Source organism: cf. Phormidesmis sp. LEGE 11477 (assembly GCF_015207105.1).
Classification (GTDB): Bacteria; Cyanobacteriota; Cyanobacteriia; order Phormidesmidales; family Phormidesmidaceae; genus Phormidesmis.
Map to the genome: position 1 here is coordinate 1 of NZ_JADEXO010000072.1, position 26,440 is coordinate 26,440.

At 49.5% G+C, this 26,440-nt stretch carries 28 protein-coding genes; 22 read left to right on the plus strand and 6 right to left on the minus strand.

Annotated elements, in window-relative coordinates:
* The 3 genes from IQ256_RS18430 to IQ256_RS18440 form a co-directional block, all read left to right on the plus strand.
* A partial coding sequence (locus IQ256_RS18430) for a thiazole synthase (protein ID WP_193857023.1) occupies positions 1 to 699 on the plus strand: 699 nt, incomplete at its 5' end.
* A gap of 300 nt (positions 700 to 999) precedes the next feature.
* On the plus strand, positions 1,000 to 1,170 hold the full coding sequence (gene psb34 / locus IQ256_RS18435; RefSeq protein WP_193857024.1) for a photosystem II assembly protein Psb34: 171 nt from the start codon (positions 1,000 to 1,002) through the stop codon (positions 1,168 to 1,170).
* Between the two features lie 177 nt (positions 1,171 to 1,347).
* Positions 1,348 to 3,513, plus strand: coding sequence for a hypothetical protein (locus IQ256_RS18440; RefSeq protein WP_193857025.1), 2,166 nt, complete (start codon positions 1,348 to 1,350; stop codon positions 3,511 to 3,513).
* A gap of 124 nt (positions 3,514 to 3,637) precedes the next feature.
* Here IQ256_RS18440 and comJ read toward each other — a convergent pair whose 3' ends face one another.
* Positions 3,638 to 4,261: a competence protein ComJ gene (gene comJ, locus IQ256_RS18445; protein ID WP_193857026.1), complete on the minus strand. Its 624-nt coding sequence runs from the start codon at positions 4,259 to 4,261 to the stop codon at positions 3,638 to 3,640.
* 127 nt (positions 4,262 to 4,388) lie between these two features.
* Between comJ and IQ256_RS29755 the strand changes: the two genes are divergently transcribed.
* The 6 genes from IQ256_RS29755 to IQ256_RS18475 all read left to right on the plus strand — a co-directional run bounded on the left by IQ256_RS29755 (position 4,389) and on the right by IQ256_RS18475 (position 9,132).
* On the plus strand, positions 4,389 to 4,664 hold the full coding sequence (locus IQ256_RS29755; protein WP_228025053.1) for a hypothetical protein: 276 nt from the start codon (positions 4,389 to 4,391) through the stop codon (positions 4,662 to 4,664).
* Positions 4,665 to 5,137: 473 nt separating this feature from the next.
* Entirely contained in the window at positions 5,138 to 5,539 is a 402-nt protein-coding gene (locus IQ256_RS18455) for a hypothetical protein (RefSeq protein WP_193857027.1), read from the plus strand.
* A gap of 75 nt (positions 5,540 to 5,614) precedes the next feature.
* Positions 5,615 to 5,800, plus strand: coding sequence for a hypothetical protein (locus IQ256_RS18460; RefSeq protein ID WP_193857028.1), 186 nt, complete (start codon positions 5,615 to 5,617; stop codon positions 5,798 to 5,800).
* Positions 5,801 to 6,121: 321 nt separating this feature from the next.
* Positions 6,122 to 6,961, plus strand: a complete 840-nt coding sequence (locus IQ256_RS18465) for a hypothetical protein (protein ID WP_193857029.1) — start codon at positions 6,122 to 6,124, stop codon at positions 6,959 to 6,961.
* Positions 6,962 to 7,173: 212 nt separating this feature from the next.
* Positions 7,174 to 7,512, plus strand: coding sequence for a P-II family nitrogen regulator (locus IQ256_RS18470; RefSeq protein WP_006453730.1), 339 nt, complete (start codon positions 7,174 to 7,176; stop codon positions 7,510 to 7,512).
* A 273-nt stretch (positions 7,513 to 7,785) separates the two neighbouring features.
* Positions 7,786 to 9,132 (plus strand): folylpolyglutamate synthase/dihydrofolate synthase family protein, encoded by a 1,347-nt coding sequence (locus tag IQ256_RS18475; RefSeq protein WP_193857030.1) that lies wholly within the window; start codon positions 7,786 to 7,788, stop codon positions 9,130 to 9,132.
* A gap of 60 nt (positions 9,133 to 9,192) precedes the next feature.
* Here the strand turns inward: IQ256_RS18475 and IQ256_RS18480 are convergent, their stop codons facing one another.
* Positions 9,193 to 9,549, minus strand: coding sequence for a DUF4864 domain-containing protein (locus IQ256_RS18480; protein ID WP_228025054.1), 357 nt, complete (start codon positions 9,547 to 9,549; stop codon positions 9,193 to 9,195).
* A 309-nt stretch (positions 9,550 to 9,858) separates the two neighbouring features.
* Between IQ256_RS18480 and IQ256_RS18485 the strand changes: the two genes are divergently transcribed.
* The 7 genes from IQ256_RS18485 to IQ256_RS18515 all read left to right on the plus strand — a co-directional run bounded on the left by IQ256_RS18485 (position 9,859) and on the right by IQ256_RS18515 (position 15,002).
* Positions 9,859 to 10,068 (plus strand): type II toxin-antitoxin system HicB family antitoxin, encoded by a 210-nt coding sequence (locus IQ256_RS18485; protein WP_193857031.1) that lies wholly within the window; start codon positions 9,859 to 9,861, stop codon positions 10,066 to 10,068.
* 9 nt (positions 10,069 to 10,077) lie between these two features.
* Complete coding sequence (locus IQ256_RS18490) at positions 10,078 to 10,290, plus strand: type II toxin-antitoxin system HicA family toxin (RefSeq protein WP_193857032.1); 213 nt, start codon at positions 10,078 to 10,080, stop codon at positions 10,288 to 10,290.
* 65 nt (positions 10,291 to 10,355) lie between these two features.
* Positions 10,356 to 11,342, plus strand: coding sequence for an ATP-binding cassette domain-containing protein (locus IQ256_RS18495; protein ID WP_193857033.1), 987 nt, complete (start codon positions 10,356 to 10,358; stop codon positions 11,340 to 11,342).
* A gap of 90 nt (positions 11,343 to 11,432) precedes the next feature.
* Positions 11,433 to 12,218, plus strand: coding sequence for an ABC-2 family transporter protein (locus tag IQ256_RS18500; RefSeq protein WP_193857034.1), 786 nt, complete (start codon positions 11,433 to 11,435; stop codon positions 12,216 to 12,218).
* Between the two features lie 200 nt (positions 12,219 to 12,418).
* Positions 12,419 to 13,105, plus strand: a complete 687-nt coding sequence (locus IQ256_RS18505) for a sigma-70 family RNA polymerase sigma factor (protein ID WP_193857035.1) — start codon at positions 12,419 to 12,421, stop codon at positions 13,103 to 13,105.
* Between the two features lie 230 nt (positions 13,106 to 13,335).
* Complete coding sequence (locus IQ256_RS18510; RefSeq protein ID WP_370623484.1) at positions 13,336 to 14,124, plus strand: ABC transporter permease; 789 nt, start codon at positions 13,336 to 13,338, stop codon at positions 14,122 to 14,124.
* Between the two features lie 29 nt (positions 14,125 to 14,153).
* Entirely contained in the window at positions 14,154 to 15,002 is an 849-nt protein-coding gene (locus tag IQ256_RS18515; protein WP_193857036.1) for an alpha/beta fold hydrolase, read from the plus strand.
* 51 nt (positions 15,003 to 15,053) lie between these two features.
* Here IQ256_RS18515 and queF read toward each other — a convergent pair whose 3' ends face one another.
* Positions 15,054 to 15,476 (minus strand): preQ(1) synthase, encoded by a 423-nt coding sequence (gene queF / locus IQ256_RS18520; RefSeq protein ID WP_193857037.1) that lies wholly within the window; start codon positions 15,474 to 15,476, stop codon positions 15,054 to 15,056.
* A 225-nt stretch (positions 15,477 to 15,701) separates the two neighbouring features.
* Positions 15,702 to 16,493: an SDR family oxidoreductase gene (locus tag IQ256_RS18525; protein WP_193857038.1), complete on the minus strand. Its 792-nt coding sequence runs from the start codon at positions 16,491 to 16,493 to the stop codon at positions 15,702 to 15,704.
* A 786-nt stretch (positions 16,494 to 17,279) separates the two neighbouring features.
* Here IQ256_RS18525 and IQ256_RS18535 point away from each other — a divergent pair.
* The 3 genes from IQ256_RS18535 (at position 17,280) to metG (ending at position 21,105) form a co-directional block, all read left to right on the plus strand.
* The gene (locus tag IQ256_RS18535) at positions 17,280 to 18,167 is read left to right on the plus strand and encodes a sterol desaturase family protein (protein WP_193857040.1); all 888 of its coding nucleotides are present in this window, start codon (positions 17,280 to 17,282) and stop codon (positions 18,165 to 18,167) included.
* A gap of 18 nt (positions 18,168 to 18,185) precedes the next feature.
* Entirely contained in the window at positions 18,186 to 19,313 is a 1,128-nt protein-coding gene (locus tag IQ256_RS18540) for a DUF4351 domain-containing protein (RefSeq protein ID WP_193857041.1), read from the plus strand.
* A 115-nt stretch (positions 19,314 to 19,428) separates the two neighbouring features.
* Positions 19,429 to 21,105 carry a methionine--tRNA ligase gene (metG, locus tag IQ256_RS18545; protein ID WP_193857042.1) on the plus strand — a complete coding sequence of 559 codons (1,677 nt, stop codon included), beginning with the start codon at positions 19,429 to 19,431 and terminating at the stop codon, positions 21,103 to 21,105.
* 17 nt (positions 21,106 to 21,122) lie between these two features.
* On the opposite strand, the gene IQ256_RS18550 is transcribed toward metG, so the two are convergent.
* Both IQ256_RS18550 and IQ256_RS18555 read right to left on the minus strand, forming a co-directional pair.
* Positions 21,123 to 21,806, minus strand: coding sequence for a response regulator transcription factor (locus IQ256_RS18550; protein ID WP_193857043.1), 684 nt, complete (start codon positions 21,804 to 21,806; stop codon positions 21,123 to 21,125).
* Between the two features lie 177 nt (positions 21,807 to 21,983).
* On the minus strand, positions 21,984 to 23,414 hold the full coding sequence (locus tag IQ256_RS18555) for a HAMP domain-containing sensor histidine kinase (protein WP_193857044.1): 1,431 nt from the start codon (positions 23,412 to 23,414) through the stop codon (positions 21,984 to 21,986).
* A gap of 275 nt (positions 23,415 to 23,689) precedes the next feature.
* Here IQ256_RS18555 and arsS point away from each other — a divergent pair, with 275 nt between their 5' ends.
* The 3 genes from arsS to IQ256_RS18570 all read left to right on the plus strand — a co-directional run bounded on the left by arsS (position 23,690) and on the right by IQ256_RS18570 (position 26,366).
* Positions 23,690 to 24,685 (plus strand): arsenosugar biosynthesis radical SAM (seleno)protein ArsS, encoded by a 996-nt coding sequence (gene arsS, locus IQ256_RS18560; protein WP_193857045.1) that lies wholly within the window; start codon positions 23,690 to 23,692, stop codon positions 24,683 to 24,685.
* Between the two features lie 46 nt (positions 24,686 to 24,731).
* On the plus strand, positions 24,732 to 25,559 hold the full coding sequence (locus tag IQ256_RS18565; protein WP_193857046.1) for a TVP38/TMEM64 family protein: 828 nt from the start codon (positions 24,732 to 24,734) through the stop codon (positions 25,557 to 25,559).
* Between the two features lie 141 nt (positions 25,560 to 25,700).
* Positions 25,701 to 26,366, plus strand: a complete 666-nt coding sequence (locus IQ256_RS18570; protein ID WP_370623487.1) for a TVP38/TMEM64 family protein — start codon at positions 25,701 to 25,703, stop codon at positions 26,364 to 26,366.
* The last annotated feature ends 74 nt before the right edge of the window (positions 26,367 to 26,440 follow it).

The window sequence follows — 26,440 nt, forward strand, 5'->3', positions numbered from 1 at the left end:
CTCGAAGCCAGCGGCAGCGAAATTGTCACAGTCGCTGTCCGGCGAGTGCAGACCAACGCGCCAGGACATGAGGGCCTAGCAGAAGCAATTGACTGGCAAAAGATTTGGATGCTGCCAAATACAGCAGGCTGTAAAGACGCAGATGAGGCTATCCGCGTAGCCCGGCTAGGCCGCGAGATGGCGAAGCTACTAGGCCAAGAAGAGAATAACTTTGTGAAGCTAGAGGTGATTCCAGATGCGAAGTACCTACTACCCGACCCGATCGATACACTGAAGGCGGCTGAACAGTTGGTGAAAGAAGGCTTTGCAGTATTGCCCTATATCAACGCCGATCCGCTGCTAGCAAAACGGTTAGAAGAGGTGGGCTGTGTGACCGTGATGCCTTTGGGTTCACCGATTGGCTCGGGGCAGGGAATCAAAAACGCGGCCAATATCCAAATCATTATTGAAAACGCAGCGGTGCCTGTCGTCGTCGACGCTGGGATTGGGACGCCTAGTGAGGCAGCGTATGCAATGGAGCTAGGAGCTGATGCCCTGCTAGTTAATAGCGCGATCGCATTGGCTAAAGATCCTATTGCTATGGGTAGAGCTATGGGCATGGCGACTGCAGCGGGCCGACTGGCGTATCAGGCTGGGCGCATCCCAATCAAGGTTTATGCTAGTGCTAGCTCGCCGACAACTGGAACGATTACTCATTGACGCAGTTTCGACAAAGTAGGCTGGCTAAACTAGTCTGCTGAATTAATCTACTGAACTGACTTAATGCTGATTTCGTATATGGCTAGCATTGGATGTATCCGCATACTTGCCGGCCACTTTGCTCTTTTACGACAAGGGTTTTACTGCTAAAGATTGTGTGGAGCAAAGTGATAAACGCTATAGATAATTTCGTCGATAGCAACCTTGTCTGCCTTTATGTATATTTAATCTGCAGGGACTGGAAAAAAGCCCTAAGTTTTGTTAACATAAGTTTACAAATAGATTGAGAGCTTAATAAATATGAGATACACAGAAGACGAAGGCGGTTTGCTAAACAACTTTGCAGTTGAGCCCAAGATGTATCAGGCTGAGCCGCCTACAGGTACAGAAAAGCGTAATTACATTATTTTGGGTAGTTTGGCAGCTAGCCTCGTAGTTGGCTTATTTGTAGTTGCGGCTTCTGTCTCGTAACTACTTGATAAGTTTCTACCTCATAGGTTTCCAACTTCACAGGTTCCGGCTTGATAGAGTCGATCTAACCTGTTGCTAGGCTCTAGCCGCAACTAAGGCTAAAAGCTATGGAAAACGATATATTTGCAAAAGCCTGCACTCAAGTGTGGGCTTTTGCATTATTAGGAGAGTCTAGCAATGGTCGCTCACTGGATTGCTGGCGAAACCCGCAGCGGTAAAACACAGCAGCTAATTGGCTTTGCCCAGCAGGTGGGGGCGCAGCAACAGCAGCCTTTGCTGATATTTGGAGCGAACGGTGACAATCGGATTGCGCTAGCCGGACGGTTGATAGATGAGCTAGGCGATCGCGTTGCTACCTTGACCTCTACTCCGGCTGGATTCATTCAGGACGAAATTATCCTTTTTTGGCCGCTGCTGGTTCAGACGCTTGGCTTGCAGGCTCAGTTTCCGCTCAAGCTCCGCCCTGAAAACGAGCAGGTCTTGGCTACAGAGCTCTGGCGACCCCAGCTAGATAGCGGTGAGCTAGAAGTAGACGGCTGGCGCGAGTCACGCCTAGTGCGCCGTAGCCTAGATTTTTTGCAGCTAGCCTCTCAAGGCTGCATCCCTATCGAAGAAATTGCCGATATTTTGAAGGCGGGAATGCCGGGGTCTTTGGCACACCTGGCGCTATGGGATTCGGTGGGTACGGCGCTGATCAGCTGGCAAAAATGGTGCTTGCAAAGAGGTCTATTGACCTACGGCATTATGAGCGCGCTGTACTGGCGGCACCTGCTACCAATGCCACAGTATCAGACGCAACTGCTAGCCCGGTTCAAAGGCGTACTAGCCGACGATGTGGATGAATACCCAGCAATTATGTCGGCTCTGTTTTCGGTCTTTTTAGAAGCAGAACGCCCTTGCCTGTTTACCTTTAACCCTCAGGGCAAAGTGCGGCTAGGCTTGGGAGCAGATCCAGCAGCATTGCTACCTTTATCAGCTCGGTGTGAACAGATAGCGCTAGAAAGACCGATGAAAGCGTCTTTGGGGAAGTGGGGCGATCGCGTTGCCGAATGGGTCGCTGATCCGCTAGCGATGCCAGCTTTGCCCGATGAAATAACGCTTTTGCAGGCCACCTCTAGAGGGCAGATGCTGCGAATTACAGCAGAGGCAATCGCCCGCGCAATCGAAAGCGGTCAGGTTCAGCCCGATGAAGTCGCCGTCATCGGCCCTGGTCTAGACTCTATCGGTCGCTACAGCCTGATTGAAATTCTTAGCAGCCGAGGCATCGGCATCGAATCGCTTAACGATCAGCGGCCTTTGGTCAGTTCGCCCATGGTGCGATCGCTATTGTCTTTGCTAGCGCTAATCTATCCAGGACTAGGGCGACTAGTTGATCGAGATGTGATCGCCGAAATGCTCGTCATCCTCAGCCAAAACCTTTCCCCTTCTCCCCTATCTCCCGCTTCCGCTTCACCCAGCGAAACCAACACCTGGTTCGACCTCGTCGCCATCGATCCTGTCCGCGCCGAGCTAATCGCCGACAACTGCTTCGTCCCCGATATCGAAAATCCCCACCTCCTCCCCGCCGAGACTTTCTCTCGCTGGGACCGCCTTGGCCACCAGAGCGTCAACGCCTACAACCGCATTTTGAGCTGGATCGACTCTCAAAAGCAGCTCCGAGCGCAGCGACTCACACTCAAGCCTGTCATCACCATCGACCGCATCGTTCAAGATTTTTTATGGCGCGCTGCTCATTTGCCAGCCGACCAGCTTGCCACCCTGCGCGAACTGATGGAAACCGCTCAGTACTTTTGGGAGGTGGAAGATCGTCTGCACCTTGTTGACGGCGCTCAGAACCCAGCAGAATGGAGCACGTCAGAATCATCTCGTTCTAGCCATCGATTGAGCGATGTCGGTCGCTTTATCCAACTCATTCAAAAAGGAACCGTTTCTGCCAACCCCTATCCAGTCAATCCGCGTGCTTTAGGCCGTAAGGGTGTGACGCTCTCTACTATCTATCAGTACCGCGCCCAGCGTCTGACTCATCGCTGGCAGTTTTGGCTAGATGCCGGTTCACCCTTATGGGCTAGCAGCGCCGGAGAACTCTTCGGTGCGCCGCTGTTCTTACAAAATTGGCCGAGAAGGCCAATTACCTTAGCAGAGATGGAAGAGGCAAACGAAGCTAATCTCAGTCGGACGCTACATGACCTGCTTGGTCGCGCCGGGGAGCAGGTCTTGCTCTGCCATAGTGAGCTAGCGCTGACAGGACAAGAGCAGATGGGGCCTCTTATTTCATTAGTCGGCGCGGCGCAACCTGTTGATGATTCGCTAACGTCTGATGGAGCGCTTATGGCAGCTAAGTAAGTCGTTATTTTTTTTTGAAGTCTTTAGGCTCAGATACGGTTGTACAAACTATGATCAGCTTTGGCGAAGTGCAGAAGGACAGGCGCTACCGAAGCTAGAGAGAAATTGGGCGATCGCCATCATCTTATGGATAGCCGGGTGGCCGAGACGTATGATGCAAAACCAGTTCTTTCCGAGGGTCGAAGCCTGTAGACGTGATGAGGCCGCGATATTGTCTTACGAGTGTCTCGTACGTAGGATGAATTATCTTAGCCTCTACTTCGTCTGTCGTAGGGATGAACGTAAAAATGAACAGTTGGGGTCTAGCCTCTTCCCCAAACTCAGGATTAGGGCCTCCGACTTCGCTGAGTCGTCTATTGTACTCAATAGAAGCTGCTATCTCCTGGTCAGTCATAAATCGCGATTCAAATAACAGCTGATACTTTCCAGGTGTTATCTGAAACGAATGACATTCACCGTAGGAACCTGTTACCAAAAGTTCTCCAGGCGGCTGCACAGTATAGGGGAGGAGGATAGAGCGCTTAATATCTTCTTGCAAAGAGAGCTCTTCCGACAGATAGATCTTTACAGAGTAGCTTCGACTATCCCCTATATTTCTAAACGCTACGAAGTCCTCATACCAGACGAATCCTTGCTTGCCAAGCAACCTGAAGTCACTATTAGGTAGGTCTGGCAGGATGTCTGGAGGGATAGTTATGCAGACAGACCCATGTCCACCTGTCTCTACTTCCGTGATAAGTTCAGCCATACTCATAAATAGTGTTAGTTTGCTTTCAGCACAGTCAAAGCATAGCGAACCTGCTCTTTGGTTACGACTAGCTTGCGATAGGATTGAAACACTAAAGCACCCGCTTTCCCTTGGCCAGGTTTCCGCTATGCCTTCTGCTGCTGCACCTTCTACTGAGAACTTTTCTAATAAAGAGCTTTTTGAGTATTGGTATGATCGCGTTTCGTTTAAGAACGAAGCTCTGATTTCAGACCCTGAACATGTCAAGACCTCAACGCTTCGCCATAGATGCACGAACTATGACGAGCTTTGGAAAAGTCCTACCGTGGCTCAGCTACCAGGGCTAGAGCAGGACCGAATGGTTGCTGTTATTAAATATGTGTGTACCTCTCGGGTTTTGCAGCGCCGCTCTATGCTGTTGTGATCGCAAATCACCAAAATCGAAGACAGCCACAAACAGCTTGAAACCGAGCGCTCCAATTTAGAGAAAATCATTCGCAGATTTCAACAGGTTCTTTTCGGTAAAGATAAAGAAGCTGAGGCGCTACGAACCAAGATTAAAACGCTGACTACAGAAAATGAAGCATTAAAAGTCGAAGCGGAAACTAGCAAAGCCTATACAGAGCTGCTAGAGAAATTTGAGTCGCTGCAAAAAGCGTTTGACAAAGAATCGAAGCGTAGAAAGGAGCTGGGCAAGAATAACCAAAGCCTAGGTGGGCGAGTCGCTCATACCAATAGATTTAGAAGAGAACGGGATGAGGCCAGAGCCATTCTAGCTGAACAGAAAGAGCAAATCGATCAGCTAATTGGGCTCAATCAGACGTTAGAAACTCAAAACAAAGCCTCGAATAAAGCACTTAGCGCTCAGCTCGCTCAAAAACAAACTTCTGCTGCCTCATGAAGCTTATTGAACTTAAATCAAAGGTCTATCAGCTTGCAAAGGTGACCACAAGCAAGCAACTAAAAGCGCAGTATCAAGAGATAAAGCCTCTAGACTTGCGTTACAAAGCTTCGTGGGAAAAAGCACTAGCGCAGCTACAGCACGCTTCAAAATCAAAAGGCCAGACACCATTAAAGCAGATAGACACAGAGTCTACAGACTTCAAGGAATGGTTGAGCAAACCACCCTCTGAATACAAAGAGCTGTTTGCAGACGCTGGCGCGGCGCTAGCTTCATTTGGCAAAAAGCTAGACCAAACAAAAAAGCTGACTAAGACCGCAAAAGCGATGGCTGCTAGCTTAGATGAATTCGCTGAAGCGACTGTAGAAGAAGCTCAAAGGCTAATTTCAACAGACTAGCTGCCTGTCGATGGCATGCTTGATAAATGAGTGGTTAACTATAGCCTAGCGACGGATTTCATCCCGGTGACCCCAATGCTCTTCGCGCATAGCCTGAAGCTGGTTGCGCTGCTCTTTAGTCAAGATGGCACTGACTTCAGCTTTGGAGGCTGCGCCGATACTACAGATCTGGTTGGGCTGGCTATTTTAGCTCAATCATTAGGCTTAAGCGCTCGGAGCGAGCTTATCTCTGGGAAAAGCAACCTAGGAAAAGCGCCTTAGGAAAAGCGATCTGGAAAAAATGATCAACCAAAGAGAAGAAGATAAAGAGAACAGAATCAAAATAGGGTACAAATAGGCAGTCGGTTAGGTTAATCGAACTTGATATATCTGTATTCTTTACTCTGGCCTAGCTTTAACCGTTTTTTTGACATTTCGCTAGGCTTACGCTTGACGAATGTCACCGACGTTGCTCTAATTTGACTACTTAGTCCCGCATCTTCTGCCGAATCCTTGGATTAGCCTGGTTTTTGGCCCATTTCCTCTCCCGCAATCAGCCTCAAAACTCAAGCAAAAGCACATAAGCGATTCCTATCCCTTCCTATGAAGCCTTCCTCTTACACCGAGTCTAGTCAATCCGCTTCGACTCGTTATGCGCCTTCTGTACCCATGTCGGTACACCGGGAGCTAGCCGCTGAACTGCGGGCTAACAAAGCCGTCATCGACTCGCTCAACAACCGCAACGAACAGCTACTAAAGCAAAATCAAAGGCTAAAGCAGGAAATTCACCACGTCGTTCAAGCCGCCCTGACCCTAGGCCAAGCTGCTGGCGTTGCTAGACCTGCTACTAGAGATAGTCTCTATAGTGGCTCGCGCAATGATCTTTCGCGCAATGATCTACAGGGCGATACGCAAGCGCCTTTAGCTGACAGCGCAGTGCCCAATAGCTTGGCTAGCTTAGTCCAAGCGCAAAGTGAGAAAAGAAGCGAAAAGCAGAGCGAGAAACAAAGAAGCGAAAGGCAGAACGCTAGAAACGCTGGCCTGCCTACACCGACGGACGAAGCTATAACGCTGTATGAGCCTTTAGTCGCCCCGACGCAGCCTGCGGCATCAAAAGTAGCGCCAAAATCAGCTCGTAACCGCGTGCCCAAACCGATTGGCGAAGGACAGCCCGTAGGACGCCTCGGCCAAAGACAGCCCTCAAAATCGGCTAGGAATACGGGTGCTCAGCGTCAGAAGAAACCTCAGCTTGGCTCTCAATTTTCTACTATCATGCCTAAACTCTTTACAGAGCAGTCCGGCAGCTATCGCAGCTCTATTTTAGAAAAGGGCGAAGAGCAAGAAATCGGCGGCATTTGGCTAGTGTTTTCTATTGTGCTAATTATCGTGACGGCATTTGGCGCTGGATTCCTAATTATGAAGCCACTGCTAGGCGATCGCTAGATTCCTTTATGATTGAGCTCACAACTGTATTCATTGATACGGTGATGGGGTAGCCCTGCTCTGCTATAGATTCTGTTAGGTGGCTGAGGTTCATTAAACCCCAAGTGCCAGAAAAGCAGCAGGCAACCTGCGTAACAGGGTACGAATGCGTTCGTACTTTGGTATATGTCCATCAGAGTCGGCTGAATCCTTTGGAGAAAAGTACGTAAGTCATGAAAAGAATCGAAGCAATTATCCGCCCCTTTAAGCTAGATGAGGTCAAGATTGCCCTGGTCAACGCTGGTATCGTTGGCATGACGGTCTCCGAAGTACGGGGATTTGGCCGCCAGAAAGGACAAACAGAGCGATATCGCGGTTCGGAATATACCGTTGAATTCCTGCAAAAGTTGAAGCTAGAGATTGTGGTAGAAGATGCCCAGGCCGATATGGTCATTAGCAAAATCATTGAATCTGCTCGAACCGGCGAGATTGGCGACGGCAAAATCTTTATCAGCCCAGTAGATGAGATCGTTCGGATTCGTACGGGTGAGAAGAATTTAGAAGCTGTTTAGGTCTCATGTCTGTAGTCAGTCGGTTCTAAACACTATCGACGGCCTAGCTTTAGACGCTTGAGAAGTCATCTACACTTGGCGCTAACTACTGGCGTTGACCGCTTATAGCCTGTACCGAATGCATTCGGTACAGGCGCGTCACTTGACCCGTTGAAATATAGGGTTTTAGCCTGCAAACTGTACCTCAGTCAAGTGACCAAAGCTATAGAAGGGAGGTAGGATTCTATCTCCCTTTCGTTTTCTTACCTCTTTTATGCTGAGAGCTGGTTCTCTATGAGTGCGCCTAATTCTTCATACGCCTCGCTTCAGCAAACGGTCGAAAATCGTCTACAGTCCTATGCGCGCTTTGGCGTGGATTTAGGGCTCGATCGGATTGAAGCAGTCTTGTCATCGTTAGGCAATCCTCATCACCGAGTGCCCGTCGTTCACGTAGCTGGCACTAATGGCAAAGGGTCAGTCTGTGCCTATCTATCTTCTGTTTTGACAGCGGCGGGGTACAAAACCGGCTGCTATACTTCGCCTCATTTGGTAGATTGGCGAGAACGAATTCGCATAGATGATACGCCAATTAGCTGGGTGGCTTTGCAGACGGCGCTAGATTCTGTAGAAGCCGTCATCTCTGGCAGCAAAGGCGATGCTGATGCTGTAGGCGAGTCTACTCCGACTCAGTTTGAAGTATTTACGGCAGCCGCCTGGCAGTATTTTGCTCAGCAGCAGGTTGATGTGGCAGTCGTTGAAGTCGGGCTCGGCGGCAGACTAGATGCGACTAACGTATGCGATCGCCCGTTGGCTACGGTGATTGTTTCGATTGGTCGTGACCACTGGCAGCGGCTAGGCAATACGCTAGCAGAAATTGCGGGAGAGAAAGCTGGTATCCTAAAGCCTAATGTTCCGGCCATTATAGGCGCTTTGCCAGCGGCGGCAGAGAGTGTCGTCAAGGCTAGAGCCAGCCAGATAAACGCGCCACTGACCTGGGTTCAGCCTGCTACCGAGCGGCTGGTTGACAGCCAGGATAAAAGTGCCGCTGATAGGATGCTTAGCTATGGCGGCATCAGCTATCGACAGAGCTTGTTAGGAGATCATCAGCGGGTAAATTCTGCCTGTGCGATCGCCGTTCTGCAAGCGCTAAGAACTCAGGGCTGGGCCATTTCCGATACAGCTATTGCCCAGGGCATGGCTAACGTGCGCTGGCCGGGGCGATTGCAGCAGGTGCAGTGGCAAGGTCACCGCTTGTTAATTGACGGGGCTCACAATCAAGCAGCAGCGCGATCGCTAAGAGCCTATCTAGATCGCACTTATTCAGATCAACCCATCACCTGGCTAATAGGAATGCTTCAAACCAAAGATCACGAGGCAATTTTCAAAACGCTGCTTAGACCAGGCGATCGCCTACATTTGACAGCGGTGCCAGGACATTTGAGCGCAGATCCTAAAAGCCTAAGTGTGATCGCGCATCAGGTTTGCCCTGATCTATCTTGTGTAGAAAACCATCCTGATTTAGAAACTGCCCTAACCGCCGCTGTTCAAGTTCAACCCACCGTCTTTTGTGGGTCGCTCTACTTGATTGGGCACTTTTTCGGCACACTCTACCCTTCTAATCCTTCCGCTTTCGACTTGTAGACAGCAGATCAAAAATCCACCTCTACGGAATAACATCACTCATCACTCATCCTTCCGACTTCATCCTTCTTTAAGTCCCATCGGTGTCAAATAGCACCCGGCAATCTTCCACTCGCCTGTTCGCTGCTGCTGCATCAGGTAGGTTGCTCGAATTAACTGCCCCGCCTGATCCATCAGCATTACTTGCTGAGCTGGCAAGTCCTCTACCGTCAGCACGTTCTCAAACACCACAGAGCGAGGTCGATAGACGGATGGATAGGCGGCTTCTACCATGGCAACAAAATTGTCGGCGCTGCCAAACTGCTGCTGAATGCCAGGAGCCGCTTGAGAAAAAGCTGCGATCGCGTCATTCTGCTGAAACGCTGCAATCTGCTGGCCAATCACCTGGCGAATGGCTCGTCTATCCACTTCTGCCATCTCTATCAAAGTAGTCTTCTCCTATTAACTCAGCAGTTCATCCGTTATCCCGTTATAAATTTTAGAAGCTTTCATCGCCCTAGAACAACGAGCTGAGCCAATCGCAAATCCCATGAAGATATCGTCCTTTGACCATTGAGGTACAAAAAGATACCTTTCTCAGCTCTGTAAAGGCATTTGCGAAGAAGTTGACGATTCTATTGATCTATTGAAAATCTGAGTTTAAGAAGACTATTATCCCTGTTCTGTCAGTAAAGTTGAATAGAAGTGGATAATAGAAGCATTCGTACATTGACTTAGGGATGAAAGATGGTGATCAGAGCTGTTTTAGAGTGGGATGATGAAGCGCAAGCTTACTCGGCGACCTGCGCTGAGCTGAATTTTGTATCTTCTTTTGGGGAGAACCGGGAAGAGGCGATCGCCAATCTCAAAGAGGCTATCCAGCTTATGCTAGAACCTATACCGACGCATCTATTAAAAGTGCAGCCGCCTGCTGAGATGATTGAGCTGGCTTTGTAGTAAGCGATTGTGTCTTCTAGATCACCTAGGCTAACTGCCAAGCAAGCAATTAAACAGCTCAAAGCTGCGGGATTTGTTGAAGCTTCTCAAAATGGCTCTCATCTAAAGCTGTTCAATGCCGATACTCGACGTAGTGCAATCGTCCCTATTCATAGCAGCAAAATTATTCCTGTTGGTACGTTGAAGGCGATAGAAAAGCAAGCTGACATCAAATTCTCATAGCTAAGTTCTTATAGTTCATCCGTCACACAACATCGTCTGGTGAAAGGCGACACCCGCCTCAAACTATGCCCATCATCGACGTTCAAAATCTTAGAAAAGTGTATCCGGTCGCGGTTAAAGAAGCTGGAATGAAAGGCACGCTTCAGCACTTTTTTCGCCGCACCTATCGCAATATCGAAGCCGTCAAACAAGTCTCTTTCAGCATTGAGCCCGGAGAAGTCGTCGGCTTTTTAGGCCCTAATGGCGCGGGTAAAACGACCACGCTTAAAATGCTCACTGGCCTGATCCATCCTTCCTCTGGCCACGTGAGCGTCGCTGATTATCGTCCATTCGAGCGGCGCAACGATTTCCTTCAGAAGATCACCTTGATTATGGGCCAAAAGCAGCAGCTCCTTTGGGATTTGCCGGCGCTCGACTCGCTGCGGATTAACGCCGCTGTCTACAACCTTAGCGATACCGAGTTTCGTCAGCGAGTAGGGGAACTGGCTGAAATGCTCTCTATTCAAGACCAGCTCAGACAGCCTGTTCGCAAACTTTCCTTGGGTGAGCGCATGAAGGCCGAAATGCTCGCGGCTCTGCTTCATCGTCCTAAAGTTTTGTTTCTCGATGAACCCACACTCGGTCTAGATGTAAACGCCCAGACCGCCGTTCGCACCTTCTTGCAGGAATACAATCAGCGATACGGAGCGACCATACTGCTGACTAGTCACTACATGGCTGATATTACGGCGCTGTGCGATCGCGTCCTGGTCATTCACCAAGGCAGCCTAATCTACGATGGCTTGCTCGACGGCCTGCTCGAACAGTTCGCCCCCTACCGCGAAATCTCTGTAGAATTCGACCGCACTCAGTCAATTGATCCGGCTACTTTACAAACCTATGGCAATCTTCAGTCCCTAGAAGGCTGTCAAGCCACCTTCTTGATCAAATCAGACGAACTCACTCAAACTGTCACCCGCCTACTCAATACCCTAAAAATTCAAGACCTCACTATTACAGAACCGCCGATTGAAGACGTGATTAGTCAGGTCTTCGCCACGGGTCGAACCTGACCGCTTTCCTATTTAGCTTTTCTCCTGCTCAGCTTCTCCCTTCTATCTACCTTCTCTCTTCTACACGTTCTTTTTTATGCGTTCTGCTCTATGCGTTCTTTCCGTGTCGCCCGGACTCTGATCTCCGTCTACTACGCCTACATGGTCGAATACCGGGCTGAGCTGATCTTTTGGGTGCTCTCAGGCTCGTTCCCGCTGATTTTTTTGGGCCTGTGGAACCAGGCAGCCCAAAGTGGAGATCTCGGTTTTACGTCCGCAGAATTTGCTCGCTATTTTTTAGCTATTTTTTTGGTGCGACAGTTCACAGTCGTGTGGGTGATCTGGGATTTTGAGAAGGAAGTAGTTCAAGGTAAGCTCTCACCGCTGCTGTTGCAACCTGTTGATCCAGTATGGCGGCATTTTTTTGGACACGTTGCCGAGCGAGCTACGCGCATTCCATTCATACTGCTGCTGATTGGGCTGTTTTGTTTGCTTTATCCCGAGGCCATCTGGCTACCGACGCCCTACGCCTGCCTCTGGGGAAGTCTCACTCTCTTGCTTTCCTTTTGTCTGCGTTTCTTGATTCAGTACACCTTCGCCATGCTGGCGTTTTGGATAGAGAGAGCCTCAGCGATTCAACAGTTTTGGTTTTTGTTCTATACCTTCTTATCTGGGATGGTGGCACCGCTGGCGCTGTTCCCTGAGCCGATTCGTGAGTTTGCGCTGTGGACGCCTTTCCCTTACCTAGTCTATTTCCCCGCTAGCTTATTGATTGGGCTGCCGGTGGATCTCACTAGGGGCTTAGTCATGATGGTGGCCTGGGGTGCGATCGCGCTATTAATCAACCGCTGGCTGTGGCAAGCAGGTCTTAGACGCTACTCAGGTATGGGGGCCTGAAGAATTTCTGCGTCGTTTTTGGTCAGCACGGCTGAAAATACACATTCTTGATAAGGCAGTAATTATAAGAAAAAGCTCAGGTTGTATAGCTAGCGCTTCGTCTAAGTGACATCTACAGTATTGACAGGTATAAAACTCCTGTAATGGTTAGGAGTTATTACTTAGTCAGTTCCTTTTAGATCGTCAGCGCAACCCAACAGATGAGCCAGCAGCTATTACAAAGGCCAGCCCAGTCGGAACTGGACATGCCTGTTCATACCTCTCTATTCGCAACCTCACTGACCCAACTGTCTAATACCGAACTGGTTCGCCGCTGTCAGAGACATAGGAATAGAGACCGTACTGCCTTCGAGGAATTAGTTACTCGCTATCACCGCTACGTAGACAAACTTCTCTACGATCTAGCCTCTGACTGGTCAGATCGAACCGATTTAGCGCAAGAAGTATGGATTCGAGTTTATAAAAGTATCCATAGACTGAACGACCCGGCAAAGTTTAAGAGCTGGCTGAGCAGAATTACAACCAATCTGTTTTATGACGAGCTGCGTAAACGTAAGCGCTTTAGAAGCGCCGTGTCGTTGGATGCTCCTCGATACTCTAGCGATGGACAATATGAGTGGGAGCTACCTTCTGACCAGCCAACCCCTGCCGACGATATGATGACCCGCGAGTTTCATGACTACCTGAAGCAAGCCATGTCAGAGCTGCCTCAAATCTTCAGAGAAACCATTGCTATGCGAGAGCTACAAGGACTCTCGTACGAAGAGATTGCAAGGGTTACAGGCGTTTCTTTGGGCACAGTCAAGTCTCGTATTGCCAGAGCCCGGCGCAGGCTACAGCAAAAGCTAACCGTCTATTTACGAGCCGAGAACGATATGACAAGCTAGATTGCTTCCGGCAACCAATCGGCTTAGACAGAAGGGTGAGGCGACTATCGAGCTAATATCTCAACTAACGTCGGATGTATCCGTAGGCTAGCTGACCATTTTGCTCTCTGATGACAAGGGTTTAATCGATCGGGGTTTGACTGTTATAGAGTGTGTTAAGGGACTGCATTAATATCCTTTTCACTGCCCTACCTTTCATTGCCGTACCTTTTGTTACCCAGAAATCTATCGTGTCACTAGCCCAGTACGTGAGAGTTCTAAAGCTGTTCTGGCAGGTGACGATCGCCGCAGAGCTAGAATATCGGGTCAACTTTGTTATTGCCGTCATCAGTAGCATAGGTGGGCTAGCTGGTAGCTTATTTGGGCTATTTTTGTTCTATCGTACTGACTATACGTTTCCAGGCTGGTTGTGGAGTGAAGCGTTAGTGGTACTCGGGATCTTTACTATTTTGCAGGGCGTTGCTGCGACTTTTTTGGTGCCTAATCTCAATAAAATTGTGAGCTATGTGCAAGAAGGTACGTTAGATTTTGTCTTACTAAAGCCTGTGAGTTCACAGTTTTGGCTATCGACGCACACAGTATCGCTCTGGGGATTGCCCGATTTAATTTTTGGCCTGGTGATCGTCTTCTATGCAGGGAGGCAGGTGGGCCTGTCTGCCTTAGACTATCTGGCTATGCTGCCGCCGCTAGGATTTGGTATCCTCAGCCTGTACAGTTTGTGGTTCATTTTAGGCGCGACCAGCATTTGGTTTGTCAAGATCTATAACGTGACAGAGGTGCTGCGATCGCTTCTAGAAGCGGGTCGTTTCCCAATCGAAGGCTATCCTGCTGCCTATCGAGTCTTCTTCACCTTCATTATTCCAGTCGCCTTTCTCACCACGGTTCCAGCTAAGACGATGATGGGCCGCAGCGAACCAACCTGGCTACTAGGGTCGGCTTTACTAGCGCTGATTCTGTTTCAATTCTCTCGCTGGTTCTGGCGATTTGCGCTGCGGTTCTACACCAGCGCTTCTAGCTGACTCGTCCTTTCAGCTTATCTACAGTTTTTATGCAACAAAGCTATCTGAGCGCTAACGGCATTCGACTGCACTATGCTACGCAAGGGAGCGGCCCTCTAATGCTGTTCCTGCACGGGTTTCCAGAGTTTTGGTATTCCTGGCGACATCAGCTAGAAGCCTTTAGCCACGATTACCAAACAGTTGCGCTAGATATGCGCGGCTATAACAAGAGCGACAAACCCCCAGAAAAGTCTGCCTATGCTTGGACTAAGCTGGCAAAAGATGTGGCAGAAACGATCCAGGCGCTAGGCTACGAAAAATGCATTCTCGTAGGTCACGACTGGGGTGGTGCGATCGCCTGGAGTTTTGCCTATGCCTATCCAGAGATGTTAGAGCGGCTAATCGTACTCAATATTCCTCATCCAGCCAAATTTGCTGAGGGTTTGCGTACGCCTAGGCAGCTATTGCGAAGCTGGTATATTGCCTTGTTCCAGCTTCCCCTACTGCCAGAGCTGCTATTGAAAGCCAACAACTACGCTGCTGTTCGTTCTATCTTTCGAGCACAGGTAATCAATCCAAACGCATTGACAGAAGCCGATCTAGATCGGCTAGTAGCCGCCGCCGCCCAGCCAGGAGCACTTACTGGCATGTTGAACTACTATCGCAATCTGTCTGGTTCAGAGGGCTTGTTTAATCAACAGTGGGACGTATTGAGGATACCTACTTTGATGATTTGGGGTGAGAATGACGCGGCTTTGGGCAAAGAACTTACCTACGGAACCGATCAATACGTCAGCGACTTGATGATTCGCTATATTCCCAACTGCAGTCATTGGGTTCAACAAGATCAGCCAGACACTGTGAATCGACTGATAGAAGAGTGGCTAGCAGCCGATTAGCTAGAGGAGAATAGATAGCTAGAGGAAAATAAAGAGTAATTGGCCTGGCAGCTAACTTAGATCTTGAGGAACTTTCTTGTGAGCTACCTCAACGACGGTGTGTACGTTGCCACGCGGTAAAAAGTCGCCTTTGATAGTGACTGAAAGCGGATCGCAAGCAGCTACGAAGTCATCCATAATTTGATTGATCGATTCTTCATGGGAGATATGGCGATCGCGATAGCTATTAATGTATAGCTTGATTGCCTTGAGCTCGACCACTCGCTGATCAGGGACATAGCAAATGTGGATCGTGGCAAAGTCTGGATAGCCAGAAAAGGGACACTTGCAGGTAAATTCGGGCAGCGTAATGTCGATAGTGTAGATCCGCCCCGGCCTAGGGTTTGGAAACGTAATTAGCGTGCCTTCTGCGATCGCCCGCTCACCGTATAGCACCTGGTCAGTAGAGGTCGAAGATATGTCTTGAGTGGTCATGTATCAACGAATTTATTGAGTATCCTGGTTCTTCAGGCTATCAGATCTTTTATTGCATCTGTTGAGTTACTTGGGATGCATCTGAAGATAGCACTCTTTATCAAATAGCATTCTTTCTCAAACAGGGCGGCTCGATCCGCAGATGTCTCAGTGCGTTAGGACATCTGCGACAAGACATCTGCGACAACGCATCAGCGCGCTTAATCAGAATCTCTAATTAGAACTCTAAGCCGCAGGAGTACCGATAACTCGGCGCGGCGCACTCAAGCGCAAGATCTGCTCCAATAGCCAGGGTGAGAGGCGATCGCACCAAACCGCTAAGTGCGACTGCCAGCCGACTAGCACCTCCGACGCATCTTTGCTGAGCCCTTGAGTTAGCGCTTTAGCCACTTGTTCAGTACTCATCGGAATGACGCCTCGAAACTTTTCTATATCCTTGGCCATGTCGGTATCAGTCAAAGAAGGCAGTAGTGTCATTACCTTGACATTGTGCGGCGCTAGCTCTAGCCGCAGCGCCCGAGTAAAGCCGACGATGGCAAACTTAGTCGCTGAATAGGTCGACATTGTAGGCGCGGCAATCTTTCCCATCAGGCTAGAGACATTGACAATCGTGCCGCTGCGCCGTGAGGCCATCCGCCGGGCGATCGCGCTAGTAACGGTATACATGCCCATCATGTTGAGCGACATCTCGGCCTGCACTTGGTTAGAGCGAGACTTTAGAAAAGGTGTTTGATAGGCGACGCCCGCACAGTTAATCAGCAGATCAATATCGCCATAGTCACGCCAGACCTTGGCCATCACAACGCTGACATCTCTAGAGACAGTTAAATCTAAAGCAATCGGGACAGCTTCTACATCCAAACAGCGGATGTCGTTGGCCACCTGGTGAAGCTGATGGACACTCCGGGCTACCAGAATGAGACGACGAATGCCATTTTTGGCAAGTTCGTATGCGATCGCTCGGCCAATACCTCTGGAGGCACCAGTGATCAGAGCGACCTTACCTTTGATATTCATCAGTAAAGACCTTAATTTTTTTGTGCGTGGTTCGGCGGCGGGCGCTTTAACCGTAGCGAGCCACCCGCAGCCTTTGGCAGATATGACGTGCTGTTTTTGATCAGCACCTTACTATTGCTATTTCAGTAGCTTGCTATTACTGAAGCGTTATGAACTAGAGAGCAGAGCCAGCCCGAGTGCGAGCAGAACCATTTAATAGAACTCGGGCGGCAAACCAGCAGAGCTTTAGTGAGATAGCAACAGCAGCTTTCATCAATAGGTGCTGAGGCAAGGAAACGCAGTGACTTAGGCTGGCAGTAAATGACTGAACTAGTCGGCTAGATAGAATAGATTTCATGGTTAGCAGACTCCCTAAGGTACAAACAAAAACGTAGATACAGATGAGACGAGCGGCGCTAGCGACTAAAAGTAAAGAAAGTGAAAAGAAATAGGGCCTTGCTCGAATCAACATGCATACGCTAGCAACGGGATCGCAGATACGCAACACTTTTTAATGTAAAGGCAATTTCGTAACATTGATTTACATTTTCTGTCAGATTAATCGCTTCGTAGAAGCACTGATAAGCCAATGAAAGACCCTGACAGAAAGGTCTGTATCGATTGTTATCGCTGAACACTATGAGAGGCGATCACGCTTCCTGAGTGAGCTATTGCGAGGAATGAAGCCCTTCTGTAACGTTCTCGAAACAAAATCAGGAATAAAAGCTGTTGAAATCTCTGGCTGAGTAATGCAAGCCAGTAAACTGCAGTGAACAAAAAAACGTACTCATCGATACAGAGCAGATTTTGAATTTTTCTTTGCTAGTAAAAGATCTGGGCTGGCACAGTCTGATCTTTTTTGTCGTGACCGCTTTGGGCTATCTATTCGTATCCGGTAGTCTCTACGCACTGGTCTTTCTTAGAGGCGCTGCCAAGCACTCACCTATCGCTACTAGAAAACTCAAAGCAGATTTATCTCTACGAAATATCTGGCTTTCTGTTCGTCATGACGTAGTGCTCTCCTTATGGTCTTCTGCTATCTTTGCAGTTTGTGCCTCGGCGACGACGACTGCCTACACCCTGGGCTATACCCGTCTATACACAGAGCCGACCCAGTATGGCTGGTGGTATCTTGGCTTTAGCCTGTGTCTTGTCCTCTTCTTGCAAGACACCTACTTCTACTTCACCCACCGCCTAGCGCATCATCCTAGGTGCTACCGATGGATGCACCAGGGCCATCATCGTTCTAACAACCCAACGCCGCTGACTGCCTTTTCCTTCGATCCAGCCGAAGCATTGGTTCAGGCTCTCTATTTAATGGGGGCAGTGTGTTTCATTCCTATGCATCTCTTCGTACTGTATGCAGTCGTCCTGGCGATGTCGCTGGGCGCACTGCTTCATCATTTCAGCATACGCATGTTTGCAGACTCTGCCTTTGGCCGATGGCTAGGAAGCTGGATGATTGGGCCCATGCATCATTGGTATCACCACCGCAAGTACAACGTCCACTATGGCCTGTACTTCACCTTTTGGGACAAGCTGCTAAAAACGCACTGCGATGACTATGAGGAGAAGCTAACTTTGCAGATCACTCCGCAGACTGTGAAGCAGTTAGGAAAACCGTCTTTATCGATTGCGCGATCGCCTCAGCGAAAAACGCTGCCATTTCCGGTGCCCTTTAAAAAAGCATCCTAACCGTCTGGCAATCTAGCAATGATCGACCACGACCGACTGTTCAAAGAACTGCTCTCCACCTTTCTAATAGAATTTATTGAGCTGTTCTTACCAGAGATGATGGCCTATCTAGAGCCAGAGTCAATTACTTTTCTAGATAAGGAAGTCTTTACAGACGTAACAGCAGGCGAGAAATATGAGACCGACCTGCTCGCTCAAGTGCAGTTTCAAGGAGAGCCATCATTTTTCCTCGTTCACATAGAAAATCAGGCTAGTCCTCAAGCAGGTTTCGGCAAGCGCATGTTCCGCTACTTCGCCAGACTCTACGAAAAATACGACTATCCAATCTATCCAATCGCTGTATTTTCGTACGACCAGCCCGTCACCCTCGCTCCAGACGAGTTCGAAGTTAGCTTCCCTGATTTCTCAGTACTGAAATTTAGCTACCGGGTCATTCAGCTCAATCAGCTAAACTGGCGAAATTTTCTGACGCAGCAGAATCCGGTCGCAGCGGCTCTAATGGCAAAGATGAATATCGCTCCAGCCGATAGGCCGAAAGTAAAAGCAGAATGTCTGCGTCTACTCGTTACACTAAATTTAGATCCCGCTAGAATACAGCTCATTTCTGGATTCATAGATACTTATCTCAGGTTGAATCCTGATGAGAAACTAGAATTTGATGCAACGCTAGCGCAAGCTGACCCTAAAGTTCGAGGTGAAGTGATGGAGATAGTAACCAGCTGGCAGTTAGAGGGCCGAGAAGAAGGCCGAGAAGAAGGCCGAGAAGAAGGCCGAGAAGAAGGCCGGCAAAGCCAGATTGAGCTGATAACGTTCTTGTTGGCTAACCAGTTAGGCCAGTTGCCTGCTTTTATAGGCCACCAAATGCAGGGGCTGACGCTGTTTCAACTAAAGCAGCTAGGTAAGCAGTCTCTGACATTTAGCACTGTAGAAGCGCTGTCTAGTTGGCTTAATGACCTAGAGGCGCTCGAAGGGTTTACGGGTGAGAAGGCAGAGATACTACGTCGGCTGAGGCAACAGGTGGGGGCGATCGCACCCAAACAAAAGCAGCAGCTCCTCAGCCTATCCGAGGAACAGTGCCAGAACCTGTCTACTCAAGCGTTTAATGACGTCAATTCCTTTGAAAGCTGGCTATCTACTTTTAGCTAGTAAATGACTAGTTTTAGCAGACGCAGAGCTAGTCAGTGGGGACTAGACCCGCTAGGCTGATTAGAGTTGACTGTTGTTTTCAGTAGCTGCCTGTTCGGCCCTTTCTCCTCTGTCTATGCGATATCTCATCACCAGCGCCCTGCCCTACATCAATGGCATCAAGCATCTTGGTAACCTAGTCGGTTCGATGCTGCCTGCGGATGTATATGCGCGGTTTTTGCGACAGGAAGGGGAAGAGGTGCTCTATATCTGCGCGACAGATGAGCACGGTACACCCGCTGAGATTGCGGCACTAGAAGAAGGGCTAGAGGTAGCTGAATTTTGTAAGCGGCAGTACGAGCGGCAGGCCAGTATCTATCAGCAGTTCAATCTGTCTTTTGACTACTTTGGCCGGACCTCTTCAGACGAACAAAAAGAGCTGACGCAGTACTTTTACCAGAGTCTAGATGAGCAGGGATTCATTGAAGAGCGCGAGACTAGCCAGGTGTATTCCATTGCCGATCAGCGGTTTCTACCCGATCGCTATGTAGAGGGAACTTGCCCAAACTGCGGCTATGACAGAGCTAGGGGCGATCAGTGTGAGAACTGCACCAAGCTGCTGAGCCCGACGGATTTGATTGAGCCGCGTTCCGCTATCTCTGGCAGCACAGATGTCGAGGTGCGAAAGAGTCGTCATCTATTTTTGCGGCTAGATCAGCTAAGTGACGATGTGCGTGGTTGGGTTGACGCGCAGACTGACTGGCCAAACCTGACACGATCGATTGCCTACAAGTGGTTAGACGAAGGGTTGCAAAGTCGAGGGATTACTCGCGATTTGAAATGGGGAGTGCCCGTACCGAAAGACGGCTTTGAAGATAAGGTTTTTTATGTCTGGTTTGATGCGCCGATCGGCTATGTGTCGGCGACTAAAGCCTGGGGAGAAGAGACAGGAGCGGATTGGAAAAGCTGGTGGTATGACGCGGATGGTGTGAACTATACCCAGTTCATGGCGAAGGATAATCTGCCATTCCATACGATCATGTGGCCCGCGACGATTCTGGGTACGCGCGAGCCGTGGAAGATGGCGAACTATATCAAGGGCTTTAACTGGCTGAACTACTACGGCGGCAAGTTTTCGACCAGTTCTAAGCGCGGAGTGTTTCTAGACCAGGCGCTAGAGATTGCCCCGGCGGATTATTGGCGCTATATGCTGATGGCCTCTGCACCAGAATCTGCTGATTCGGCCTTCACCTGGGAGCAGTTTCAGACCAAGGTAAACAAGGAGCTGGCTGATAATTTTGGTAATTTTATCAATCGAATTTTGAAGTTTACGGCGTCGCGTTTTGGTAACGAGCTGCCGGCTGGGGGTGAGCCGGGTGAGGCTGAAGCTGAGCTGGAGAAGACCTGTGAGGAAAAGGTGGCGGGACTGCGATCGCATCTCCAAAACATGGAATTTCGCAAAGCTACCGAAACGCTTAACGCCCTCTGGTCGGCGGGCAATCAGTATATTGATATTCGTGCGCCTTGGACGCTGTTTAAGCAGGACAAAGACGAAGCCGCCGTTGTAATTCGCACCTGCGTTAACCTGATTCGGCTGTATGCGATCGCTGCTGCCCCCTTCATTCCTGCCACCGCGCAGCAGCTATTCGATGCCCTCCAACTCACCGAAGCAGAGCGCAACAGCAGCATGAGCGCCGCGACCGATCTAATAATCTTGAAAGCAGGTAGGGCGTTTGAGGTGCCGCCTGTGCTGTTCCAAAAAATCGATGACGATAGAGTCGCTGAACTAAAGGCTCAATATGGCGGCGACTAATGGCGGCAATTAGGACGCTAGCTACGCATCACATAGCCGACACCTCTGACGGTCTGGATCAAGCGAGACTCGTCTTCGGCTTCTAGCTTCAGTCTAAGGTAGCGGATATAGACTTCGATAATGTTGGAGTCGCCCATGAAGTCATAGCCCCAAACTTCTTCTAGGATGCGATCGCGCGTCAAAACCTGTTTGGGGTGCGAAATCAAATAGTCCAACAGATCGAATTCTTTGGCGGTCAGCTCAATGGTGCGATCGCTTCGTTTTACCTCTCTGGTCTTACGGTTCAAGCTCAGATCGGCAAACAAAAAGGATTCTGGATCTTCTGGCTGATTGCGTCGCAGATGGGCCCTGACCCTAGCTAGCAATTCTTCAATGCTAAAAGGCTTGACGACATAGTCATCCGCACCAGCGTCTAGTCCCGCCACTCTATCTTCGATGCCGTCTTTGGCAGTTAGCAAGATAACGGGCATCATCGCGCCAGTGGCTCTTAGCCGCCGACAGACTTCGACCCCAGTTAGCCCTGGCATCATCCAGTCGAGTAACACCAAATCAGGGTCACTGTCTCTAGCGGCCATCAATCCGCTCAATCCATCGTTAGCGACAATCACCTCATAGCCTTCATAGCCCAGCTCTAACTGGACAAACTTCGCCAGCTTTTCCTCGTCTTCTACGATCAGAATGCGGGCGGTATCCTCAGACATGAATAGAGTCTCCTTATGTGAGCAGGTAAGAGTAGGGGGAAATGTGGAAGTGGATAATTGTCGTCGGGGGATTGATGTTCGTGTTCCCTTATACCAGAAGTGTTTATGCTTTGAGCGGTCCTTCAAGTATCGTTAGGTCGCCGCGATTGCTGTGGGTTCTAGTAGCGCCAACATAAGCTAGCGATCACCAGTAGCGACAACAAATGAGGTGGGCAAAGAAACCGTAAACACGCTGCCTTCGCCTAGTTTGGATTGCACCTTTAGCGTTCCGTTCATGCCTTCTACCAAAGTTTTAACAATTGACAGCCCTAAACCCGTGCCGCCGGTAGCCCGCGATCGGTCTTCATCTACTCGATAGAACGGGTCAAATATTTTGTTGAGATCGCAAAGTGGAATTCCCCGCCCCGTATCTCTAACGTCTATGTATGCCCGATTGCCCATTTCTCTAAGGGTGACGGTAATCGGCTCGCTGTCAATCGAATACTTAAGCGCATTGTCGATTAGGTTAATCAGCACCTGCTTGAGCCGATTGCGATCGACTAAACCCTCAACAGGCTCTAGCTCTGAGTGAATCCGCCCGGTGGCGTAACGGCACATCTCTATCACTTCTTGGGTGATGTCGTCTAAAGACTCGCGTTCTATCTGGAAGTGGAAGTGACCGCTATCGGCGCGGGCCAGATCCAGCAGATCTTGCAGCAGTTTGATGGTGCGATCGGCTTCGGCGGCGGCAATCTCAAGCCCTTCTTTTTGGGGGGCAGAAAGGTTACAGCTCCGGCGAAGCGTGCTTTGTAAGTAGCCGTGAACTAGGGTAAGGGGGGTACGTAGCTCGTGGGAGACATCACTAACGAATCGGCGCTGCTGGGCCCAAGCATCAGATAGCCTTGATATCATCATGTTGCAGGCTTGGGCTAGCTCTTGGACTTCGGTAGGGGCGCGGTCAAATTCTAAGCGAGCGCTGGCTAGGTTTTTAGCGCAGATATTGCTAGCCAAGTGGTTCATTTTGCGAATGGGTCGCATGGCGCGATTGATATACAGAGAGGTGGCGATCGCACCTACTCCAATTGCTAGCACGCTAGAGAGCGCCAGCATACGAGTAATCTGAGCTAAGCTCCGACTATCTTCGGTAATCTCGTCGACGACATAAAGCTCACCGACTAGTTCCCCATTCACCTCTAAAGGACTCACGCAGGAGATTAGGTGCCGACCTTGCAGCCGCATCACCCCAAGTCCTGGGCCATCGTCTGTCACCTGATTCATTAGCTCGCTAGCAAAGTCATTAGCTTGCCAAGAACCCACAGACAGCGTGTTTGACTGAGCAATAACTTCGCCGCTAGTATCGGTTACCCAAATGGCGATATCTGGTTGCTCTCTATAGTCGATTGCCATGTCCAGCGCCTCTTTGACAACCATCGATTCTCTAAAGAGGCCGGCATCTTGTTCTAGCCGATTGGCAATCATCAGAGTATTGTCCTTGTGGCCCTCTACCAAGATCTGTCGCATCCGTAAGTTAAGCCAGCCTGTGAACCCGCTAATGCCAATAGCAGAAGCCAATACCACACCCACCGTTATACGAGACTGAATGGAGTTTGGATCGAGTACGGGTTTCATGAGTAACGGCGGTGAAAAACGACTGAGAACTTGGGGCTGCGGTTTAGAACCTATCGCTACAGTAGCTTTACAGTAAGAAAAGATTCTGAGGAGACGCTGATAGACCAATCAAGTCTTTCTAAATCGACTTTTGACTAGCTAGCTCAGCAATTAGTTTCCGACTTCTAATTGAAATCTCAGGCTTCTACAGGTCAATGACCTTTAATAGAACTGTCATTCGAGATCCAAATCTTGCTAGCTAGCGCGATCGCTTTCACTGTTTTCATTCAAGGGCTATGGTTCAAACTCTTTCTACTCAAGTCACTCCGTTCGAGCAAGCGCTGGGCAAGCCGCTAGCAAAGCAGACCATCACAACGCTACAAATCAATCTGGGCCGCCGATGCAATCTCTCTTGTCGCCACTGCCACGTGGAAGCGGGCCCTCATAGAACCGAAGAGCTTTTACCCGAAGTCTGTGAGCAGCTATTGGCCATTATCGATCGCTTTGATCAAATCAAAACGGTGGATCTAACCGGCGGCGCACCAGAGATGAACTATGGCTTTCGCCCAATTGTGGAAGCCGCTAGATCAAAAGGCAAAGAGGTGATTGTCCGCTCGAATCTGACTATCTTTTTTGAGCCAGGATATGAGGATTTGCCCGACTACTTCGCAGCGCAACAGTTGCATATAGTGGCCTCGCTGCCCTGCTATCTAGAAGATAATGTCGATGCGATGCGCGGTAAAGGCGTCTATGACGAGTCTATTCGCGCGATCCAGAGGCTCAATCAGCTAGGCTATGGCCGCGATCCAAATCTGCAGCTAGATCTGGTTTACAACCCGCCCGTGCCAAAAGATACCAACTTCTCGCTGACGCCACCGCAGGCAAAGCTACAAGCAGACTATAGCGCTTATCTGCATCAGCACTTTGGCATCGTCTTCAATCATCTGTTTACGATTACCAATTTGCCAATTGGTCGAACGAAGTTTCACCTGCAGCACCGCCTGCTACATCGGCCCTACCTACAGTTTTTAGCCTCGCACTACAACGCCAGTACAGTGGCGCATTTGATGTGTCGCAGCGAGCTGTCCGTAGATTATTTGGGCAATGTGTATGACTGCGATTTCAACCAGATGGAAGCGCTGCCTGCTAGAGCGCCGGATGGAAAAGCGCTGACGCTTAGCGCTTTGCTAGAGGCTGGGACGGTGGATCTGATCGCGCAGGTGGCGACTCGACCCTACTGCTATGGCTGCACGGCGGGAAGCGGTTCTAGCTGCGGAGGCTCGCTGTTGTGAGGGTTTATAAGGTTTTGTTGTTTTAATGTATTAGGAAAGAGGTCTGATGAGAGTTGTTCAAAAAATTATTCAGAGGTCTGTTGAAAGACCGGTGCGAAAGTTTAGAGTTAATCGATTGTGGAAGTGGATAGCTTTGGGTATGTTCGGAGGTTTGTTGTTTTCTGCGATGCCAGCGCTAGCTCAAGATTTGGCACAGGATGGCGGCGGTGGCCCGTTTGCCTTTATCGGTCAAATTCAGCAGTGGCTGGTGAGCGTGGTCGAGTGGATTGACGGATTGGGCGCGATCGCTCCAATTGTGTTTGTGCTGGCCTATGTTGTGATCACAGTGGCGTTTCTACCGGCCTCTGTTGTCACATTGGGGGCGGGGTTTGTCTTTGGTGTGGTCAAGGGCTCGATTCTGGTATTTATCGGGGCGATGCTAGGCGCGACGGCTGCCTTCTTGATCGGTCGGTTTATCGCTCGCGACTGGATCGCGAAAAAGGTGGAAGGCAATCGCTTCTTTAATTCTTTGGACAATGCGATCGCCGAAGAAGGTCTGAAGCTGGTCTTTTTGATTCGCTTGTCGCCTGCCTTTCCGTTTAACCTATTGAACTATGCACTGGGCCTAACCAAAGTATCTCTGCGCGACTATGTACTAGGCACGACTGGCATTATTCCTGGCACGATTATGTATGTCTATCTAGGCTCTTTAATCGGCGATGTTGCCATGCTAGGAACGGGCGAAGCCCCAGCAAATCCGCTGATTGACTGGACGATTAGAATCTTGATCTTTGTTACTATCGTCGCTATTTCTCTTTACATTGCTAAGATTGCCAAAAAAGCGCTCAACGATTCTGTGCCTGAAACCGAAGCAGGAAGCACCGATATGGCGTAGGTGTAGTCATATTCTATCTCTGGTTCTATCTATTGAGCGCCCTAGCCTGTTTGCTATTGGACTGTTTGCTATTGGACTGTTTGCTATTGGACTGTTGTTGGATCGATGGGCAGCATTAAAATCTGCCCTTACCATGTTCCTGTGAGAATTACTAAAAAAATCTGGGGTTTGTTCATTGTGGCCACTGCTCTGACAGTTTTTCTGTCGATGAGCGGCGGCCACACGTTGTTTGTGCTGTTTGATCGAATGGCGCTGACCGATTTCTTTGCGGCGGCAGGGCCCAGTAGTATCTGGCTATTTGTACTTGCTCATGTGGTGGCTAATGCTGTTGGGGTGCCAGGAACGCTGCTGGTGATCGTTGGGGGGGCCGTGTATGGCCTGTGGTGGGGGACGCTGTGGTCTGTGGCTGGAGCTAGCCTGGGTGCGATCGCAGCCTTTTGTCTAGCTCGCTATCTATTTTTTGAACGGTTCAAGGCCCATTTCTACCACAAGCCTGTTTTCAAAAAGCTCAACACCGCGCTCTGCACAAACGCTTTGTTTTGCGTTTTGACTATTCGCTTTTCTCCTATCTCTCCATTCAACGTCGTCAACTTCGCCTTTGGGCTAAGTCCAGTGCCGATTCGCGCCTATGCACTGGGTACGTTTATCGGCATCATTCCCGGCACGCTGGTTTATACCTGGCTAGGCGTTACGGGTGCGTCAGCTTTAGAGGGTGATAGCATTCTGCCGTTAGTTGTTTGCTTGCTGATGCTGATGATGCTATCTGCACTACCACTAATAATCAGGCGCAGCCAACAAACACCTTAAAAGAAATCAGAAATATCGATAGTAATAATTTGCAACATACATATTTTGCAACATATCTCGAAACAAACTTAGAG

Bases quoted from the DNA above. Each gene is read 5' to 3' on its own strand.
- IQ256_RS18540 (WP_193857041.1), top strand. From the start codon at position 18,186: ATGATCGACCACGACCGACTGTTCAAAGAACTGCTCTCCACCTTTCTA.
- arsS (WP_193857045.1), top strand. From the start codon at position 23,690: ATGGTTCAAACTCTTTCTACTCAAGTCACTCCGTTCGAGCAAGCGCTG.
- IQ256_RS18495 (WP_193857033.1), top strand. From the start codon at position 10,356: ATGCCCATCATCGACGTTCAAAATCTTAGAAAAGTGTATCCGGTCGCG.
- IQ256_RS18465 (WP_193857029.1), top strand. From the start codon at position 6,122: ATGAAGCCTTCCTCTTACACCGAGTCTAGTCAATCCGCTTCGACTCGT.
- IQ256_RS18440 (WP_193857025.1), top strand. From the start codon at position 1,348: ATGGTCGCTCACTGGATTGCTGGCGAAACCCGCAGCGGTAAAACACAG.
- IQ256_RS18550 (WP_193857043.1), bottom strand. From the start codon at position 21,806: ATGTCTGAGGATACCGCCCGCATTCTGATCGTAGAAGACGAGGAAAAG.
- IQ256_RS18460 (WP_193857028.1), top strand. From the start codon at position 5,615: ATGCTCTTCGCGCATAGCCTGAAGCTGGTTGCGCTGCTCTTTAGTCAA.
- IQ256_RS18485 (WP_193857031.1), top strand. From the start codon at position 9,859: ATGGTGATCAGAGCTGTTTTAGAGTGGGATGATGAAGCGCAAGCTTAC.
- IQ256_RS18505 (WP_193857035.1), top strand. From the start codon at position 12,419: ATGAGCCAGCAGCTATTACAAAGGCCAGCCCAGTCGGAACTGGACATG.
- IQ256_RS18525 (WP_193857038.1), bottom strand. From the start codon at position 16,493: ATGAATATCAAAGGTAAGGTCGCTCTGATCACTGGTGCCTCCAGAGGT.
- IQ256_RS18480 (WP_228025054.1), bottom strand. From the start codon at position 9,549: ATGGCAGAAGTGGATAGACGAGCCATTCGCCAGGTGATTGGCCAGCAG.
- IQ256_RS18475 (WP_193857030.1), top strand. From the start codon at position 7,786: ATGAGTGCGCCTAATTCTTCATACGCCTCGCTTCAGCAAACGGTCGAA.
- IQ256_RS18555 (WP_193857044.1), bottom strand. From the start codon at position 23,414: ATGAAACCCGTACTCGATCCAAACTCCATTCAGTCTCGTATAACGGTG.
- IQ256_RS18470 (WP_006453730.1), top strand. From the start codon at position 7,174: ATGAAAAGAATCGAAGCAATTATCCGCCCCTTTAAGCTAGATGAGGTC.
- IQ256_RS18455 (WP_193857027.1), top strand. From the start codon at position 5,138: ATGAAGCTTATTGAACTTAAATCAAAGGTCTATCAGCTTGCAAAGGTG.
- IQ256_RS18500 (WP_193857034.1), top strand. From the start codon at position 11,433: ATGCGTTCTTTCCGTGTCGCCCGGACTCTGATCTCCGTCTACTACGCC.
- psb34 (WP_193857024.1), top strand. From the start codon at position 1,000: ATGAGATACACAGAAGACGAAGGCGGTTTGCTAAACAACTTTGCAGTT.
- IQ256_RS29755 (WP_228025053.1), top strand. From the start codon at position 4,389: ATGCCTTCTGCTGCTGCACCTTCTACTGAGAACTTTTCTAATAAAGAG.
- metG (WP_193857042.1), top strand. From the start codon at position 19,429: ATGCGATATCTCATCACCAGCGCCCTGCCCTACATCAATGGCATCAAG.
- IQ256_RS18515 (WP_193857036.1), top strand. From the start codon at position 14,154: ATGCAACAAAGCTATCTGAGCGCTAACGGCATTCGACTGCACTATGCT.
- comJ (WP_193857026.1), bottom strand. From the start codon at position 4,261: ATGGCTGAACTTATCACGGAAGTAGAGACAGGTGGACATGGGTCTGTC.
- IQ256_RS18565 (WP_193857046.1), top strand. From the start codon at position 24,732: ATGAGAGTTGTTCAAAAAATTATTCAGAGGTCTGTTGAAAGACCGGTG.
- queF (WP_193857037.1), bottom strand. From the start codon at position 15,476: ATGACCACTCAAGACATATCTTCGACCTCTACTGACCAGGTGCTATAC.